The sequence below is a fragment of the Ruegeria sp. HKCCD6426 genome (genome assembly GCF_057221115.1).
The window spans coordinates 107248-124108 of record NZ_JBWVBF010000004.1; the positions used below are offsets into that span (position 1 = coordinate 107248).

Annotated in this window: 18 protein-coding genes; 7 read left to right on the forward strand and 11 right to left on the reverse strand. The window is 56.6% G+C overall.

Going from position 1 to position 16861, the window contains the following annotated elements; all coding sequences use genetic code 11:
- The first annotated feature begins 45 nt into the window (after window positions 1-45).
- Window positions 46-576, forward strand: a complete 531-nt coding sequence (locus AC2TDA_RS13325; RefSeq protein WP_480876668.1) for a hypothetical protein — start codon at window positions 46-48, stop codon at window positions 574-576.
- An 11-nt stretch (window positions 577-587) separates the two neighbouring features.
- The gene (locus tag AC2TDA_RS13330; RefSeq protein WP_480876671.1) at window positions 588-2249 is read left to right on the forward strand and encodes an FAD-binding dehydrogenase; all 1662 of its coding nucleotides are present in this window, start codon (window positions 588-590) and stop codon (window positions 2247-2249) included.
- Between the two features lie 10 nt (window positions 2250-2259).
- Here AC2TDA_RS13330 and AC2TDA_RS13335 read toward each other — a convergent pair whose 3' ends face one another.
- From AC2TDA_RS13335 to AC2TDA_RS13345, 3 genes are all read right to left on the reverse strand, one after another.
- Entirely contained in the window at window positions 2260-3006 is a 747-nt protein-coding gene (locus AC2TDA_RS13335; protein WP_480876673.1) for a YbaY family lipoprotein, read from the reverse strand.
- Between the two features lie 97 nt (window positions 3007-3103).
- Window positions 3104-4882 carry an SLC13 family permease gene (locus tag AC2TDA_RS13340; RefSeq protein ID WP_480876676.1) on the reverse strand — a complete coding sequence of 593 codons (1779 nt, stop codon included), beginning with the start codon at window positions 4880-4882 and terminating at the stop codon, window positions 3104-3106.
- A gap of 90 nt (window positions 4883-4972) precedes the next feature.
- A complete protein-coding gene (locus AC2TDA_RS13345) occupies window positions 4973-5785 on the reverse strand; it encodes a TIGR00282 family metallophosphoesterase (protein WP_480848471.1) in 813 nt (270 codons plus the stop codon).
- Between the two features lie 89 nt (window positions 5786-5874).
- On the opposite strand from AC2TDA_RS13345, the gene AC2TDA_RS13350 reads away from it, so the two are divergent.
- A complete protein-coding gene (locus tag AC2TDA_RS13350) occupies window positions 5875-6108 on the forward strand; it encodes a putative hemolysin (RefSeq protein ID WP_480876679.1) in 234 nt (77 codons plus the stop codon).
- 13 nt (window positions 6109-6121) lie between these two features.
- Here AC2TDA_RS13350 and AC2TDA_RS13355 read toward each other — a convergent pair whose 3' ends face one another.
- Together AC2TDA_RS13355 and mgtE are read right to left on the reverse strand one after the other, a co-directional pair.
- Window positions 6122-6694 carry a 5-formyltetrahydrofolate cyclo-ligase gene (locus tag AC2TDA_RS13355; RefSeq protein ID WP_480876680.1) on the reverse strand — a complete coding sequence of 191 codons (573 nt, stop codon included), beginning with the start codon at window positions 6692-6694 and terminating at the stop codon, window positions 6122-6124.
- Window positions 6691-8085, reverse strand: coding sequence for a magnesium transporter (mgtE, locus tag AC2TDA_RS13360; protein ID WP_480848477.1), 1395 nt, complete (start codon window positions 8083-8085; stop codon window positions 6691-6693). The genes AC2TDA_RS13355 and mgtE overlap by 4 nt, the downstream gene beginning before the upstream one ends.
- A gap of 139 nt (window positions 8086-8224) precedes the next feature.
- Here mgtE and guaD point away from each other — a divergent pair, with 139 nt between their 5' ends.
- Window positions 8225-9514: a guanine deaminase gene (guaD, locus tag AC2TDA_RS13365; RefSeq protein WP_480876683.1), complete on the forward strand. Its 1290-nt coding sequence runs from the start codon at window positions 8225-8227 to the stop codon at window positions 9512-9514.
- 7 nt (window positions 9515-9521) lie between these two features.
- Here guaD and AC2TDA_RS13370 read toward each other — a convergent pair whose 3' ends face one another.
- The 3 genes from AC2TDA_RS13370 to AC2TDA_RS13380 all read right to left on the reverse strand — a co-directional run bounded on the left by AC2TDA_RS13370 (window position 9522) and on the right by AC2TDA_RS13380 (window position 12181).
- Window positions 9522-10856 (reverse strand): 8-oxoguanine deaminase, encoded by a 1335-nt coding sequence (locus AC2TDA_RS13370; protein WP_480876685.1) that lies wholly within the window; start codon window positions 10854-10856, stop codon window positions 9522-9524.
- 115 nt (window positions 10857-10971) lie between these two features.
- Window positions 10972-11763 (reverse strand): histidinol-phosphatase, encoded by a 792-nt coding sequence (gene hisN, locus AC2TDA_RS13375; protein WP_480876688.1) that lies wholly within the window; start codon window positions 11761-11763, stop codon window positions 10972-10974.
- Between the two features lie 46 nt (window positions 11764-11809).
- Window positions 11810-12181, reverse strand: a complete 372-nt coding sequence (locus AC2TDA_RS13380) for a helix-turn-helix domain-containing protein (protein WP_480848484.1) — start codon at window positions 12179-12181, stop codon at window positions 11810-11812.
- Window positions 12182-12521: 340 nt separating this feature from the next.
- On the opposite strand from AC2TDA_RS13380, the gene AC2TDA_RS13385 reads away from it, so the two are divergent.
- Complete coding sequence (locus AC2TDA_RS13385) at window positions 12522-13478, forward strand: NADPH:quinone oxidoreductase family protein (protein WP_480876691.1); 957 nt, start codon at window positions 12522-12524, stop codon at window positions 13476-13478.
- A 5-nt stretch (window positions 13479-13483) separates the two neighbouring features.
- On the opposite strand, the gene AC2TDA_RS13390 is transcribed toward AC2TDA_RS13385, so the two are convergent.
- A complete protein-coding gene (locus AC2TDA_RS13390) occupies window positions 13484-14365 on the reverse strand; it encodes a LysR family transcriptional regulator (RefSeq protein WP_480876694.1) in 882 nt (293 codons plus the stop codon).
- Between the two features lie 127 nt (window positions 14366-14492).
- Between AC2TDA_RS13390 and AC2TDA_RS13395 the strand changes: the two genes are divergently transcribed.
- Both AC2TDA_RS13395 and AC2TDA_RS13400 read left to right on the forward strand, forming a co-directional pair.
- Window positions 14493-14711: a DUF1127 domain-containing protein gene (locus AC2TDA_RS13395; RefSeq protein WP_480876696.1), complete on the forward strand. Its 219-nt coding sequence runs from the start codon at window positions 14493-14495 to the stop codon at window positions 14709-14711.
- A 174-nt stretch (window positions 14712-14885) separates the two neighbouring features.
- The gene (locus AC2TDA_RS13400) at window positions 14886-15623 is read left to right on the forward strand and encodes a Bax inhibitor-1/YccA family protein (RefSeq protein WP_480848492.1); all 738 of its coding nucleotides are present in this window, start codon (window positions 14886-14888) and stop codon (window positions 15621-15623) included.
- Window positions 15624-15821: 198 nt separating this feature from the next.
- On the opposite strand, the gene AC2TDA_RS13405 is transcribed toward AC2TDA_RS13400, so the two are convergent.
- On the reverse strand, window positions 15822-16445 hold the full coding sequence (locus AC2TDA_RS13405; protein WP_480848494.1) for a hypothetical protein: 624 nt from the start codon (window positions 16443-16445) through the stop codon (window positions 15822-15824).
- Between the two features lie 104 nt (window positions 16446-16549).
- The gene (gene rpmG / locus AC2TDA_RS13410) at window positions 16550-16717 is read right to left on the reverse strand and encodes a 50S ribosomal protein L33 (protein ID WP_037309480.1); all 168 of its coding nucleotides are present in this window, start codon (window positions 16715-16717) and stop codon (window positions 16550-16552) included.
- Between the last annotated feature and the right edge of the window lie 144 nt (window positions 16718-16861).

Here is a 16861-nt window from a genome sequence, read left to right on the forward strand (position 1 = left end):
ACCCCTCGCTTAGGTTAATCCGGACGGCTTTGGGAGGAGTTGTTCTTGGATCTGCTAACCAACGTGGGCCTACTGCTGTCGCTGGCTACTATCATGCTGTCGCTGGGTATCGGGCTTGAAGTAGCCGATTTCCGGCGCGTACTGATCCGCCGCCAAGTTTTTGCCACCGGCGTCATCATGCGACATTTCACGCGCGGATTCCCCGGTCGTGTGGATGGCCCCTTGTACAAAGCCGCAACCGTTCTATTCGTTCTGACTGTCCTGACCGCGTTGGCTGGGAATTGGCAACTGTTTGTCGACAATCTTGGCGCCATGGGCGCTGGCCTGATCTCGTTAAACGTCGCTTTGCTACTGGCCGGACTGGGACTAGCCCGCGCGGCAGGTCTGTCGTGGGATGAGAGCAAGACGATCTCGATCGAAACCGGTATTCAGAACGCAGCCATGGATATCACGCTGGCGGCTATAATTACCGGAACCGAAAGCGGTTTCAGCCCGCTGGCCCTACCTTCCGTTGTATATGGTATCACGATGCATATCGTGGTCCTGCCGTTTCTCGTCTGGTTCCGCAACCGCTGAAAGGACGCCTTATGACCAACAACACTGCAGATGCGATTGTCGTCGGTGGCGGCCTGGCCGGGTTGGCCGCTGCCGCTGAATTGGGAGACCGCGGTAAAAAAGTGATTGTCCTGGACCAGGAGCCAGAACACTTCCTTGGCGGACAAGCGTTCTGGAGCCTTGGTGGGTTATTCATGGTCGACACGCCGGAACAACGCCGGATGGGAATTCGCGACAGCCAGAACCTTGCCCTGCGTGACTGGATGGGCAGTGCCCAGTTCGATCGGGACGAAGACACATGGCCTCGCAAATGGGCAGAGGCCTATGTCGAATTCGCCGCCGGAGAAATGCGCCCATGGCTACATGCAATGGGTCTGCGTTGGTTCCCGGTTGTGGGATGGGCGGAACGCGGCGGATCTTATGCGGATGGGCACGGCAATTCGGTCCCGCGATTTCACATAACCTGGGGCACCGGGCCGGGTGTACTGGAACACTTCGTCCGCCGCGTACGTGATCACTTCAACTCTGGGCTGATCCAATTGAAATTCCGCCACCAGGTCAGTCACATCATCATGCAGAACGGTGGCGCCAAAGGCGTTTCGGGCGAGGTATTGGCCGACGACACCGCCCAGCGTGGCGGCAAGACCAATCGGGATGAGGTGGGCGAATTTGAAGTCTATGCGCCTTCAATCATTGTCACCTCGGGTGGGATTGGGGGGAATTTCGAGATGGTGCGGAAGAACTGGCCACATGATCGGTTAGGACAGCCACCCAACGACATGGTGGCCGGAGTGCCGTTTCACGTTGATGGACGGATGATCCCAATCAGCGAAAAAGCGGGCGGCCATGTCATCAACGGTGACCGGATGTGGCATTACACAGAAGGCGTTCGAAATTGGAACCCGATCTGGCCCTCGCATGGCATCCGCATTCTGCCCGGGCCAAGTTCGATGTGGTTCGATGCGGAAGGCAACCGGCTGGCACCCCCCTGCTTGCCGGGCTTCGACACTCTGAGCACATTGCGAGAGATCCTGAAAACCGGATATGAATACAGCTGGTTCGTCCTGACGCAGAAAGTGATCAAGAAAGAATTCGCGCTTTCCGGTTCGGAACAAAACCCCGACTTCACCTCTGGCAGCTGGAAAGAGGTGATCCGTCAACGCATCCTTTCGGGCACAAAGGCGACAGCGCCGGTCGAAGCTTTCAAGGAAAAGGGTGAGGACTTCGTGGTCGCCAATACCTTGACTGAGCTGGTTAGCGGCATGAACCATCTGGGCGACGGTCTGATTGACGAAGCACATCTTCGCGCCCAAATCGAGGCGCGGGATTCACAGGTGGACAATCCGTTTTCGAAAGATGCGCAGATTATGGCGATCCTTGCGGCTCGAAATTACCGCGGAGACAAGCTGATCCGCACCGCCAAGCCGCATAAGTTCCTTGATCCGTCAAACGGCCCGCTGATTGCGGTTAAACTACATGTGTTGACCCGAAAGACCCTCGGGGGTCTTCAAACCAATTTGGACAGCCAGATGATCGGCGCAAACGGACAGGTCGTCCCCGGCCTGTTTGCCGCCGGCGAAGTCGCAGGATTTGGCGGAGGTGGCTATCACGGCTACAACGCACTGGAAGGCACGTTTCTGGGCGGTTGTATATTCTCCGGCCGCAATGCAGGACGATCCCGAGCGGTAGCCTGAGCTCTCTGCCCTACTGCGCGCGGACGAATTTCAGTATCGGTTCGCCTGCACCATCCAGCATCACCAGGTTATCACCTGCTACTGCATACGTTGCCACGTTTTGCAGCGCGTCAAAGAACGCTCTCTCAACCTTTTCTAATTCAGGAGGGCACGCCATCAATGTCGCGGCAATATTATCCGGGAAATCCAAACTACTGCCGGAGATCTCGGCTTGTCCGGTAAAGCGATTACAGCCACCGCTTCCGCCGAAGGCGCCGCCCGTCTCAAAAGAGATCTCTGGAAGACGCTCACTGTTAAGCGCGTCACCATTCAGCCCGATCGCGGTCCATTTCGTGTTTTCGAGCATCGCGGCCCCCTGCCCGCTTGCCTGCACCAGCACCAAATCAGACGAATTGCCCTCGCCGTTGGTCAGAACCGGATAGACCGTGTCCGTTGTGAACAGCAGTTCTTCTCCGCGATAAATCGACCCTCGTACCGCGTAGCGCATCTCGTCCTGAATCAGCGCATCGTCATAGGCCAGTTCAAAATCCGCTGGCACTCCGTCCAACGCGTAACGCTGCGCAGCCAGAGTAACCGCTGCTGCATCAGCGCGCGAAATATCCTGCAATTCCACATACAGCGTCGCTTCGGGTGGAAGAGCAATCCGTTCGCGGTAAGTGGCGCTTCCACTCACGGTACCAGCCGAGCTTTCGCTGCTCAGCAAGGTCACTACAACTGCACTGGCCACAATGGTTTGACCGATCTTTGGAAAAGACATGGTCGTGTCCTTTTTATCAGATGCTTTGAAGAAAAGATCGGGTCTGGATAAGTGTTTACAAGACCGGCGCCCAAATATCGGCGGTTCTGCGCCGGTATCACAAAGGCCAGACCAATGGAATTAACAGCGAGGCAAGCAACCCGACTGTGATGTTCAAAGGCACACCGACCTTCAGGAAATCAGTGAACCTGTACCCGCCCGGACCGTAGACCATCATGTTGGTCTGGTACCCGATAGGCGTCGCAAACGAAGCAGAGGCCGCGACCATCACCGCCACCACCAATGGGCGCGGATCAATACCGACCGCCTGTGCCAGTCCAATGGCAATGGGCGTGACCACAACCGCAACCGCGTTGTTCGAAACAAGTTCCGTCAACACGGATGTCAGCAGATAGACCGCCCAGATGATCAGGAACGGTGGCAGCATTCCCAGACCAGGCGCCACCGCCTCAACGATCAGAGAGACCGCCCCCGAGGCGTCCAGCGCGGCGCCGATGGCAAGCATCGAAAAGATCAATGCCAACAGGCGGCCTTCGACAAAGGAAAACGCCTCATCCGCATCAATGCAGCGGGTCAACAGGACCACCGCGACCGCAAGGATAGACAGCAACAGGATCGGGGCCACTCCCAGCGCAGCCAGAACCACGATGCCGGTCAGCGCACCGATCGCAATCGGTGCATGGCTGCGCCGGAAGGCGCGCGCCGAGGGTTGCGTGACATCAACCATATCCATGTCGGCGGCCAGTTTCTTGATATCCGCCGGAGAACCTTCCAACAGCAGCGTGTCGCCAACCCGGACCACCAGATCATCAAGTTGCCGGCCGATATTCTGGTTCCGGCGATGTACGGCCAGAACATAAACACCATAGCGGCGGCGCAAGCGCATCGCGCCCAGCGTTCGTCCGACCATGCGGCACCCCGGGGTGATCAACACCTCAACCGTCTTTGTCTCGACCGCCGAGACCTGATCGACGCGTTTCAACTCCTTGTTGGTTTGCAGACTCAGCAATTCGGTCATCTCGGTACGCAAGACAACGCGGTCACCCACATTCAACGTGACGCCCTTAAGATTGCGTCGCAGTGATTCATCACCCCTGATAACGTCAATCAGACGCACACCGGGACGTTTGAACAATTGGACGCCCGTCACCTCGCGATCGATCAAGTTGCTTTCGGGGGGGATCACCGCCTCGGTAAAGAACTTCATTTTGGATCGGTCGCTGAGCATCGAGGCCATGCTGTCCCGGTCCGGCAAAAGACGCGGCGCAATGAAGCGAAGGTAGATCATCCCGTAGATCACCAGCGCAATGCCCAGTGGGGTGACCTCAAAGATCGTGAACGCGGGCATCCCCTGAGACCGCGCAACCCCATCCACCAACAGGTTGGTCGAAGTTCCGATCAGGGTCAGTGTGCCGCCAAGGATGGCTGCGTAGCTGAGCGGGATCAGCAGTTTTGAAGCCGGTATATTCAACGTGCGCGCGATCTGAACAAAGACCGGGATCATGACGACCACCACCGGCGTGTTCGATACCACGGCCGAAGCGATTACGACAAAAGCCATCAGCAAGCCGATGGCAAATCGCGGGTTCACCTGCGCCTGTTTCTGTGCGGTCGACGTAAACGCGTCCAGTGCGCCGGTGCGAACCAAAGCGCCCATGATGATGAACATCGCCGCAATCGTCCAAGGGGCGGGGTTGGACAAGACGGCCAGTGCACTTTGATAAGGCAAAATACCGGTGACCAGCATCAGGGCCACGCCGCCTATCGCCACCACTTCAGTCGGGTAAACTTCGCGCAGAAACATGACAAACATGCCCGCAACAATCACCAGCGCCAGAATTGCACTGCCCATATCTGTAAGTTGAAGGAATTGCATTCGTGGTATTCTGTCCGAACCCTAACCTGGCCAACGCGCCTGGCGGTCAGTTTCTCGCATTGACAAGGGTAGAGCAAGCCTGACTTGCATTCAGGGGCCTGCCTGCTGCAACCGGCCACCTACACGGACCATATGGACAGACTTGGCCTGCCCATCGCGATCATCCGTTTCGACGAACACGCCGCTCAGCGTCGCTTCGCCATTGGCGGGTGTGAACCGCGCCTTGGGCATGCCAGTGATGAAGCGACGCATTGGCTCCAACTTGTCCATACCGATGACCGAGTCGTAATCGCCGCACATGCCAGCATCGGTCATGTACGCGGCACCGCCAGGAAGAATTTGCGTATCCGCCGTTGGAACGTGGGTGTGTGTTCCAACCACAAGGCTGACGCGCTTATCACAATAATGCCCCATCGCCATCTTTTCAGAGGTCGCCTCGCAGTGCATATCGACAATGATGGCGTCGGCCTGCCCGCCGCGCGGATGAGATTTCAGGATCGGTTCGATGGCCGAGAACGGGTCGTCAAACGGCCGTTTCATGAACACTTGGCCCAGCACCTGCACCACCAGGACTTTGCGTCCGCCTGGTGCTGTGTACAGGCGATGCCCCCGCCCCGGAGCACCTTTGGCAAAATTCACCGGGCGAACGATACGAGGCTCGCTCTCGATGAATTGCAGCATGTCTTTCTGGTCGAACGCATGGTCGCCCAGGGTTACACAATCGGCTCCGGCATCGAGCAACAGTTTGGCATGATCCCCGCTCAAGCCCATCCCGTTCGAGGCATTCTCGCCATTGACCACAACAAAATCCAGCCGCCATTCGTCGCGCAGACGTGGCAGGTGTTGCTGAATCGCGGCGCGGCCAGCGCGCCCCATGACGTCACCCAGAAAAAGTATTCTCATTCGAACTGTCCTAAGTGTGGTGTTTGACAAGCACAAGCGGTTAAGCTGCGGACATAACCTGATTAGACAAATTCTTACGGAGGATTTTGATGCGTCGTATTCTTCTGACCACCGCCGTTTTCGCGACGCTCGCCGCTTGCAATCAAGCCTCGACTTCCGAAAGTGCCGCGCAGCTGGCGAATCCGGCGGCGACGTACTGCATTGAAAGCGGCGCTCGTTATGAGATCCGCGATGGCGCAGATGGTCAGACAGGTATCTGCATTCTGTCGGACGGACGCGAGGTTGATGCTTGGGACTATTTCCGTGAGAACCACACAGGTTGACCCAAGTTGACGATCACGCGCGGAACGTCAGAACCCGGCTTTCGGTAATAACCATATCCAACGGCTGATCTGTCGGCTCCAGTGGCAACCCTTCGGCTTCTTGCGCGTCAAAGGCGAAACCGATGGCAAATGTCGGGCGCTTTGCGCGCAAACCTTCCAATGTACGGTCATAAAACCCGCCGCCATAACCCAGCCTGCCGCCCTTTGCGTCAAAGGCGACCAGCGGAACAATCAGGATTTCCGGATCAAAATAGTCGTCAACCTCGGGAACTTTTGCCCCAAATGGCCCGTCCTTCAGCACGCCCTCGGGTGTCCAGCGGGAAAAACGCAGCGGTTGACCAGCGGCTTGAATCACCGGCACACCGACCGGGCCGTATGCTGCGGCCTCGGCCATCGCAGGCAGGGGGTCAATTTCGGTTCGGATTGGCATGTAGCCGGACAAGGGTACTCCCCTATGGCCTGCCAGAACTTCAGACAATCGCCCTGCGGCCCCCGGCAGCCGGGTATCAAACGCGACCTTGCGGCGGGTAAATGCAGCCTTTCGCGCAGCTGCTTTGATTTCGGTCAGGTCGGTCGTTTCGGTCACAGAAGCACCACGCTGGCAAGGCCAAGGAATATGAAGAACCCCATGACATCCGTCGTTGTAGTCACAAAGGTTCCCGATGCCAGCGCCGGGTCAACGCCCAGACGGTCCAGCACCACCGGTACTACCGTACCTGCAAAGCCGGCGATGATCATGTTCACGACCAGAGCAGATCCAATCACGACACCCAATAACGGCGAGTCAAACCACAGCATTCCCACGGTTCCCAACACGATTGCGAAACACAACCCGTTGAGCATCCCGACCAAAAGCTCCCGCCGGATCACTCGTGCCACGTTTGAACCTGTGAGGTCGCGCGTTGCCAACGCGCGAACGGCAACTGTCAGGGACTGTGTTCCGGCATTTCCGCCCATCGACGCGACAATCGGCATCAAAATGGCAAGGGCTACCAGTTGATCGATTGCTGCCTCGAACTGCGAGATCACCAACGAAGCACAAATTGCCGCGCATAGGTTTACCGCCAGCCAAGGTAGGCGCCGCCTGCTTGTCGCGGCCACACTGTCGGATAGTGAGCTTTCATCGCTAACACCCGCCAGACGCAGCATGTCCTCTTCATATTCTTCATCCAGAACGACCATCGCGTCATCGATTGTGATGACACCAACCAACCGACCGTCTGCATCCACCACAGGGGCCGAGATCAAATGGTATTGGTTGAAAGCGTAGGCCACGTCTTCTTCGTCCTGATCGACGGGAATGATGTGCAGTTCCTCATCGGCAATATCTTTCAGCGGCGCCTCGCGCCGTGTGGCCATTAACTTGCCCAAAGAGATTTGCGCGACAGGCTTAAGCCGCGGATCAACCAGAATGACAAAGTAGAATTGCTCAGGGAGGTCGTCATTGGCCCGCATGAAATCAATAGCTTGCCCCACCGTCCAATGTTCGGGCGCCATGACCACTTCGCGCTGCATGAGACGACCGGCAGAGTTTTCCGGGTAAGACAGCGCCTGTTCGGCCGCAACACGCTCGGAGTCTTCGAGCGCATCCAGAATGGTCTCCTGCTGCGGTTCTTCCAGGTCTTCCAACAGGTCAACAACATCGTCGCTTTCCATATCCCGGACCGCTTCGGCCAAAACATCCGGCTTGAGGACGTTGATGACCTCTTCGCGCACGGCTTCATCCAGCTCCGATAAGATATCACCGTCGAATTCCCTGTCGTACAGGCGGATCAGGCGAGTCCGATCATAGGAATTCATCTGCTCCAAAAGGTCGGCAATGTCCGCAGCGTGCAGCGGCTCCATCAGCTCAATCAGCTTGTCGCGATCTTCCACGTCCACTGCGTAGTGAATCCCTGCAACCGTCCTCGGATTCAGCGCATAGGCGTCTTCGTCCCGGGGCTGATCGGGTTTGACCTCGTCACTGCCTGTCGTCATGCGCTGCCCCCTTTTCACGGCGATTGGGCCCTAAATAGAAGAAGCTGCTACCGGAAAACAATGACAATGCTACGATTTACCCACATCTTTCGCCCCCTTATGCTGAAGGACGTTTCAAAAAGGGCGGAGAACAGGACACATGGCGCAAAAGACGCTGTTGAAAGGTCGCGTGCTGACTTTCACCGGATCACCATTTGAAGGTGAGCCAATTGACGCAACCAGAATTCACGAAGCGGTCCTGATCGAGGACGCGCAAATTGCGGCTTTGGGCTCGGCTGCGGACCTATTCGCGGCGCATCCGGAAGCACATGTAAAGGATTATGGCGACCACCTGATCATGGCCGGGTTCATCGACCCGCATGTCCACTATCCGCAGACAGCCATGATCGCCAGCTGGGGAAAGCGCCTTATTGACTGGCTGAACACCTACACTTTCCCGGAAGAGATGAAATTTAGCGCGCCGGAATACGCATCAGAGATTGCCAACCGTTACCTGGACCTGACAACCGCGTATGGCACAACAACTATGTGCAGTTTCTGCACCATCCATCCCGAAAGTGTGGATGCCTTTTTCACGGCTGCCCAAAACCGTGGCCAACGTGTGGTGGCAGGAAAAACCTGTATGGACCGCAACGCGCCTGAAGGGCTTCGGGACACCGCACAGACTGGTTATGATCAATCCAAGGCGCTGCTACACAAGTGGCATGGGATCGATCGGATTTCTTACGCGATCACGCCGCGGTTTTCACCCACTTCCACACCGGAACAGCTGGAAGCCATGGGCGCATTGTGGGCTGAAAACCCTGAATGCCTGATGCAAACTCACCTGAGCGAGCAGACCGATGAAATCGAATGGGCTAAGTCCTTGTTCCCGGATGCGCGGGATTATCTTGATACATATGAAACCTTCGGCCTTTTGGGTGGGCGCGGTCTTTACGGCCACAGTATCCATCTGGAGCCACGCGAACGGGACCGGCTGCGCGAGGTGGACGCCGCGCTGATCCATTGCCCGACATCGAATACCTTCATCGGGTCGGGCCTGTTTGACATGAACGGTCTGTTCCGGGACGGGCATCGGGTTGGTTTGGCCACCGACACCGGTGGCGGGTCGAGCTTTTCGATGTTGCGCACGATGGCGGCAGCCTACGAGATCGGCCAGTTGCGCGGCCGCCCGCTGCACCCGGCACAATTGCTGTGGCTGGGGACAGTCGGATCGGCCAGAACGCTGCGGATGGATGACTGCATCGGCAATGTGGCTCAAGGGATGGAAGCAGATCTGGTCGTATTGGACCTTGCGTCCACACCAGCCATTGCTCAGCGCGAGGCCAATGCAGACGACCTTTGGGAAGCGATCTTCCCTACCATCATGATGGGCGACGACCGAGCCGTCGCCGATGTGTGGATCGCGGGAAAATCGACCACGCGCTGAAGCTCCTTTACTCCTGCAACGCTCGCGCCAGTTGATTTTGCCGTTCGATCACGCGCGGCAGATCAAGCGTCGATATCTGACCATCGCGAACGATCTGGCGACCTTCGACAAACAGGTGTTTGACCCGAGACGGCCCAGCCAGCAACAGTGCGGCTGGGTCCCAACTGCCTGCGCTTTCGATGCCACTTGTGTCCCAGATTGCGATATCTGCTCGTTTCCCCGGCATCAGGCGTCCGCAATCGGACCGGTTCAGAACGTCCGCGCCACCTCGGGTTGCAATTTCAAGCGCCTCGCGGGCGGACATAGCATCCGCACCATTTTCGACACGCTGCAACAACATGGTCTGACGCGCCTCGGCCATCAAATTGCCGGTGTCGTTGCTGGCAGATCCATCAACCCCCAACCCAACCGTTACGCCCGCGTCGCGCATTGCCCGAACCGGGGCGATCCCGGATCCGAGGCGACAATTCGAGCAGGGGCAATGGGCCACGCCTGTGCCTGTTCTGGCAAACAAGTCAATCTCGGCCCCGTCCAGTTTCACGCAATGGGCATGCCAAACGTCGTCCCCGGTCCATCCCAAGTCCTCGGCGTATTGACCTGGGCGACAATCAAACTGCGCCTGAGAATAGGCTATGTCCTCGTCATTTTCAGCCAGATGCGTGTGCAACATGACGCCCTTGTCCCGCGCCAACAGGGCCGCTTCCCGCATCAAATCGCGAGTGACAGAGAACGGAGAGCACGGCGCAAGGCCCACCCGACACATTGCGCCCTCAGACGGGTCATGAAAGGTATCAACGACCCGGATCATGTCTTCGAAGATGGCGCCTTCGGCCTCGACCAAGCAGTCCGGCGGTAATCCTCCGTTGCTTTCTCCAATACTCATCGCGCCACGTGTGGGATGAAACCTCAGCCCTAATTCTGCCGCTGCAGCAATAGTGTCATCAAGGCGCGCGCCGTTGGGATACAAATACAGATGGTCAGAACTGAGCGTGCACCCTGACAGGGCCAGCTCGGCCAGGCCGATCTGTGCCGAGATGAACATTTCCTCGGGCCCGAACCGAGACCAGATCGGGTAGAGCGTTTTGAGCCAACCGAACAGCAAGGCATCCTGCCCGCCCGGGACCGCTCGGGTCAGGGTCTGATAGAGATGGTGATGGGTGTTGACCAACCCTGGTGTGACGATACATCCAGAGGCATCGTGGACCTCGCCTTCGGTCGCCAGCCCATGGCCGAGCTGCGCAATTTGACCATCGCGAATCAAAAGGTCCGCGCCACCCAATTCTTGCCGGGCATCGTCCATCGTCAAAATCGAGTCGGCGTTTCGGATCAAAATTTCAGGCATATCATGCACTCCTGCATTTGCCCGCCTCATGCAAAGGAGTGTCGGCTGGTGGAAAACGGGCTCAAGAACCAGCCGTAGCGATGATAAACATTGCCGCCTTGCGCGGCAACCGGGGTCAATAGGTGCGCAAAATCTCCAAAGCTGCGGCGTGAATCTGGGGGTTGGCTGCGGCCAAGACCCTTCCACCGTCATGGGCCGGATTACCCTGCCAGTCGGTCACGATCCCTCCGGCTGCATGGATGACCGCTATGGGTGCCTGGACGTCATAAGCATTCAATCCCGCTTCGATCACCAGATCGACCTGCCCTGCCGCCAGCAGTGCGTAGGCATAGCAATCCATCCCATATCGCGTAAGCTTGGTGTGCCTCGATACGGCTCGAAACGCTTCGCCCTCAGCCGTAGTGCCCACTTCGGGAAAGGTGGTGAATATAATCGCCTGATCCAAAGACCGTGTCGCGCGGGTCTTCAGGCCGGCCTTACCCATCGGGCCGTTGACAAAAGCCTGTCCGTCAAAACCGACAAATCGTTCGGCGATATACGGTTGGTCAATTACACCCAAATAGGGGCCGTTTTCCGCTCCCAAAGCAATAAGAACACCCCAGGTTGGTGTGCCACTGATAAAACCGCGAGTTCCGTCAATCGGATCAAGCACCCACGTCCGGCCGCTGGTGCCCTCGGTCTGACCGAATTCTTCGCCCAAAATGCTGTCTTCAGGCCGGTGCTTGGCCAAGACCGCACGCATCGCCTTTTCAGCTTCGCGGTCGGCGATGGTGACGGGATCGAATCCCGCGTCCAATTTGTTGTCGGCTTTCAGGCCAGACTGACGGAAATAGGGAAGAATGGCCGCACGCGCCGCGTCGGCCATTTCTTCGGCAATTTCTAAATCGCTAAGAGGAGTGTGTCGCATGCGCTACCCGTGCGACGGCATCACCCCCAATGTCAAGACAGTCGTTTCAGGCGACTTCACTCAGAACACGAGCCAGTTCGAAAAGACGGCGGCGCTGGTTCTCCGGGATCGAGTAATAGGAACGTACCAGATCCAATGCCTCTTTATCCCCCATCAAGTCAGCAGGCACCGATGTCTTTTCAGCATCGTCCTTCTGAACCTCTTCAAGTCCTTCAAAGAAAAAGCTGACAGGAACTTCCAATGCCTCGGCAATGTCCCAAAGACGTGAAGCGCTGATACGGTTGGCACCCGTTTCATACTTTTGAATTTGTTGAAATTTGATACCAACTTGCTGCGCCAGCTGCTGCTGGGTCATGCCAATCAGCCAGCGGCGATGCCGGACGCGCTTGCCCACATGGACATCGACGTGATGGGTCATTGGTATTCTCCTCTATAACTCAAACAACCGTTCGGAAAAAACCGACAGCAGCTATCACCGCGAAACTAGCGGGTCGCTGCTTAAGAACTTCCTAATCCGGAATGTACCCCCCGAACGGCACTACGCACCAATATTGCCGCTTTCAGATTTTTTTTCAAGCGGGTTGAATTCAAAACCACGAATAGTTGTTTCCGGTTGTAGCCCACCAAAACCAGTTTCAGTTGTTGCAATTGATGAAACTGAGATGGATGTTTACAGCAGCCTGCTTCACAACACTTACGTTAGCAATTGACAATCACTTGTTCGCCCCCGTCAATGCGCCAAAAACCGGAGAGCGAACATGCTGGCCTATCGCGTAAATTCCAAGGGATCCAAAGCAGAGCTTTGCGACACAAAAGTACCCGATCCAGCCGAAGGACAGGTCCGGGTGGCTATTCGGGCCTGCGGCCTGAACTTTGCAGATTTGCTGATGCAGAAGGGCACGTATCAGGAAACGCCCGAGCCTCCGTTCACCCTCGGCATGGAAATCGCAGGAATTATTGATGTGGTCGGAAGCGGCGTTGAAGGCTTGAAACCCGGAGACAGGGTCGGGGTCTTCTCAGGACAAGGCGGATTGGCCGAATTTGGCGTCTTTGACACTGACCGGGTTTTTCCGCTGCCCGACTCTGTGAGTTATGAAGACGCCGCCGCGATTCAAATCGCCTATGGCACCGGCCACATTGCCCTGCACCATCGTGCGCAACTGCAGCCCGGCGAAACCCTCTTGGTGACAGGTGCCGCAGGTGGTGTCGGGCTGACTGCGGTAGAGCTGGGAAAACTGATGGGCGCGACTGTCATCGCACAGGCACGTGGGCCAGAGAAACTGGCTGTCGCCCAAAAAGCGGGCGCCGATTATCTTGTCGACGCCAGTGAGGACTTGCGCGAGCGCGTGCTCGCCCTGGGAGGGGCCGATGTGGTCTACGATGCAATTGGCGGGGATGTCTTCAAGGCGGCCTTCCGTGCCACGAACCCGGAAGGGCGTCTGCTGCCGATCGGCTTTGCCGGTGGGGACGTTCCGCAGATCCCGGCAAACCATCTGCTGGTCAAAAACCTGACTGTGATCGGCGTTTATTTCGGTGGCTACCTGAAATTCAGACCAAAGGTCATTCACGACAGCTTTGCCACCCTATTCCGCTGGCGCGCCGAAGGGCGGATCAAACCGCATATCAGCCATCTTCTCCCTTTGCGTGAAGTTGAAAAAGGCATGCAATTGTTGAAAGAGCGCAAATCGACCGGCAAGATCGTAATTGCGCCCTGACCGTTTCAGCCGACGACAGCTTTGAGTGGGGTTCTCCCCACCAATCGGAAGTTCTGCCGAACCAGAGACGCCAGCGCGTCGACCACTGAATCTCGCGCTTTGTCGGCACCATACAAATTAATCATATGCGCAGGCAGTTCGGGCAGAGTCCCGCCCGAGTCGATCTGTTCCAGATGAGCCGCCTCTGTTCCATCCAGCATAGCGTGGACGGCCAGATCAGCACTGACCGTTGCCTCGATTGTCCTATCGTTTTCGGTTTCAACAGACAGCTCCCACGGGATACCGGCCTCATCCAGCGCGGCTATCACCTGCGGTCGGAACAGGCACCGGCGCCCCAATGCCAGTGGGATCGGGCGCTTGCGCCACGCGGACCCACCCGGAGCACCGATCCACCTCAAGGGCAATTCGGCTACGGTCTCTGCACCCTCTCCGCTTGATGCTTCGGTTGTGAGAATCAAATCGCATTCGCCACGCTTGAACATGTCTTTCAGCTGCAGGGAATACGAGGACACCAGCTGCACCCGAACGCGCGGGAAATCCGCGTTGAACCGCTGCAATACGCGCGGAATTGCCGGATAAACGATGTCGTGGGGCACGCCCAGAACGACCTCGCCTTCAAACGCCTGATCCGTCAGTTTGGAAATCACCTCATCGTTCAGTGCGATCATTCGCCGGGCGTAGGCCAGCAACTGCTCTCCGGATGCGGTTAGCGCAATAGTCCGGCCACTGCGGTCCAACAAATCAAGGTCCAACAGTTCCTCCAACCGCTTGAGCTGCATCGAAACCGCCGACTGGGTCAGATGAAGGAAACCGGCAGCGCGCGTGACACCGCCATGATCCGCGACGGCCACAAACGATCGTAAGGTGGTGATATCCAAGTTTCGCATCTTCAAGATTCCTTATGGGAGTCTTCATAAACATTCATTTTTCAAATATGTCATGATGCGCCATATAGATCAAGAAGTTTGATCTTAACCACCAACTTCATCACATAACCACGAAAGGGCAAAGATCATGACCCAAATTGCAATCACAAATCCACTCGGACTGTCACGGTCTGGTCAAGGTAGCAAAATCTGGCGTCTGTTGAGCCTGGCCAAACAACGCCGTACACTGTCGAGGCTCGATGATCGCGCACTCGAAGATATCGGCATCACCCGCGCCGAAGCGAATGCTGAGGCCGCACGACCAATCTGGGACGCACCAAAACATTGGTGCAAGCACCTGTATTGATTGACGTTGGGCATCAATTTGGAGGCTTGATCAAAAAAGCCGCCAGATTTGTTGACAGTTTTGCTGAGAATTGGGCCTAAAACCCTTGAAAGACAGGCCACTCTCTCCGATATTTGCTGGGAAGCTGGCCTGCTTTCGCGGGCTGAGCAAAGGAAATTGAAGGGAGACCCTTATATGGCACAATTTGACACGATCCGGACGGCGGCCGGCGCGCGCGCTGCCGAGATTGATGAGGGCCTGCGCGCCCATATGAACAAAGTCTACGGCACAATGTCCGTCGGCATGCTGATTACTTTTGCCGTGGCCTGGGCCGTGGGCAGCAACGATCAGCTGTTGTCAGTGTTTCGTGACCCCATCACGCTGAGCCCCAACATTCTGGGATGGATCGTGATGTTCGCTCCTCTGGCTATGGTGTTCGGATTCGGCGCCGCGATTAACCGTCTTTCGGCTGCCGGTGCGCAACTGTTCTTCTACGCGTTCGCGGCTGTCATGGGCTTGTCCATGAGCTGGATTTTCGTGGCCTTCACTGGCATTTCGATCGCGCAGGTGTTCCTGGTCACTTCGATCGCGTTCGCTGGTCTGTCGCTATACGGTTACGTCACCAAGAAGGACCTGTCCGGTATGGGCACGTTCCTGATGATGGGTGTGATCGGTCTGATCGTCGCGATGGTCATCAACCTGTTCCTGCAGTCGCCTGCGATCATGTTTGCCGTGTCCATTCTGGGCGTTCTGATCTTTGCCGGTCTGACCGCTTATGACACGCAGAAGATCAAGACGACCTATCTGCAGATGGCCCATGCGGGCGATCAGGAGTGGCTGGGTAAAGCTGCCATCATGGGAGCGCTGAACCTGTATCTGGACTTCATCAACATGTTCATGTTCTTGCTGCAACTGTTGGGCAACCGCGAATAACGCGGATCAACTTTTGGTCTTTAAAGGGCGGGCCCAGTCTGGCCCGCCCTTTTTTGTTACGTCTCGAACTGCCGCGAACGGTACCATCAATTATAAAGGTTGCTGGCATCGACCGCTAAGCTCAGCCACTGATTGTCGTCAAAAAAGAAACCCCCGCTAAAGCGACGGGGGTTAACCTTTACGTATCGGTATTAGTCTTCAGCTGCAATTCAGCGGCACTGCAAAGCCCGCACTGCGTGAAGACGATCCTTTGCCATATACGTCCCCTGCGGGCAGACACCCGGTGAAACGCTCCGTTTCAGACCCAAAGATCGAACCAATGGAATTGTCGATCTTGGTGCTGTTATTTTTTGTGCGTAACACTCCGTACAGCGTCCCGTTCACGCTGACCGTGCTCAGATACAATTCCGTATCACTCCCGGTCAATTGCACTGCATTGGCTACGGATTGACCACCGTTGTTAATGGCAACTCCAGCCAGTTTTTCCTTCTCAACCTGGTCGGATGCAATCTGAATGGTGGGCAATTCGGCAAGTTCCGCTGGCACGTTGGTAGCCTCGGGGACAAACGCCGCCGCACCTTTAACATCGGAAATTGTACGCGGCTCGCCGTCAATTCCAGTGAAACCGATACCTTCGCGATTGTACGGATCTTCACATGCGGCAAGGGTCAGTATGGCCAGTGTGGGCAATAAGATTTTTTTCATGACGGTCAACATTTTGGAACGGTTAGCTGAAGCGTAGCGGTACGCCACACGAAAAAGCAAGCCGCCCTTGTTCAGATTACCCGAATGGCTGATGCGCCTCTGCAACGGCTGGATCAACGCGGAACTTATTCTTCAGATGATCGTACACTTGATCAGCGCACGTAAAAAAGGACCCTGCCTTGGGCAGGGTCCTTTTGAAATTGTCCAAGCTGGACGGCAGATTACTTAATCTTGCCTTCCTTGTACTCGACATGTTTCCGAACGACCGGGTCGTACTTACGAATGGTCATTTTCTCGGTCATGGTGCGAGCGTTTTTCTTGGTCACGTAGAAGTGGCCCGTGCCCGCGGTCGAGTTCAGACGGATCTTGATTGTCGTCGGCTTCGCCATGGTTATCTCCTGCGTCCGAAAAGGCAGGGGCCTTTCGGTTGAATTCCTATGAGCGTGCGCTTTTACCCGCTCGCTCAGCCGAGTCAACAGGAATCGGCCGCACCGGATCATAAATCCCCGCCCCCCTTCCAGCAGGCCCGGGAC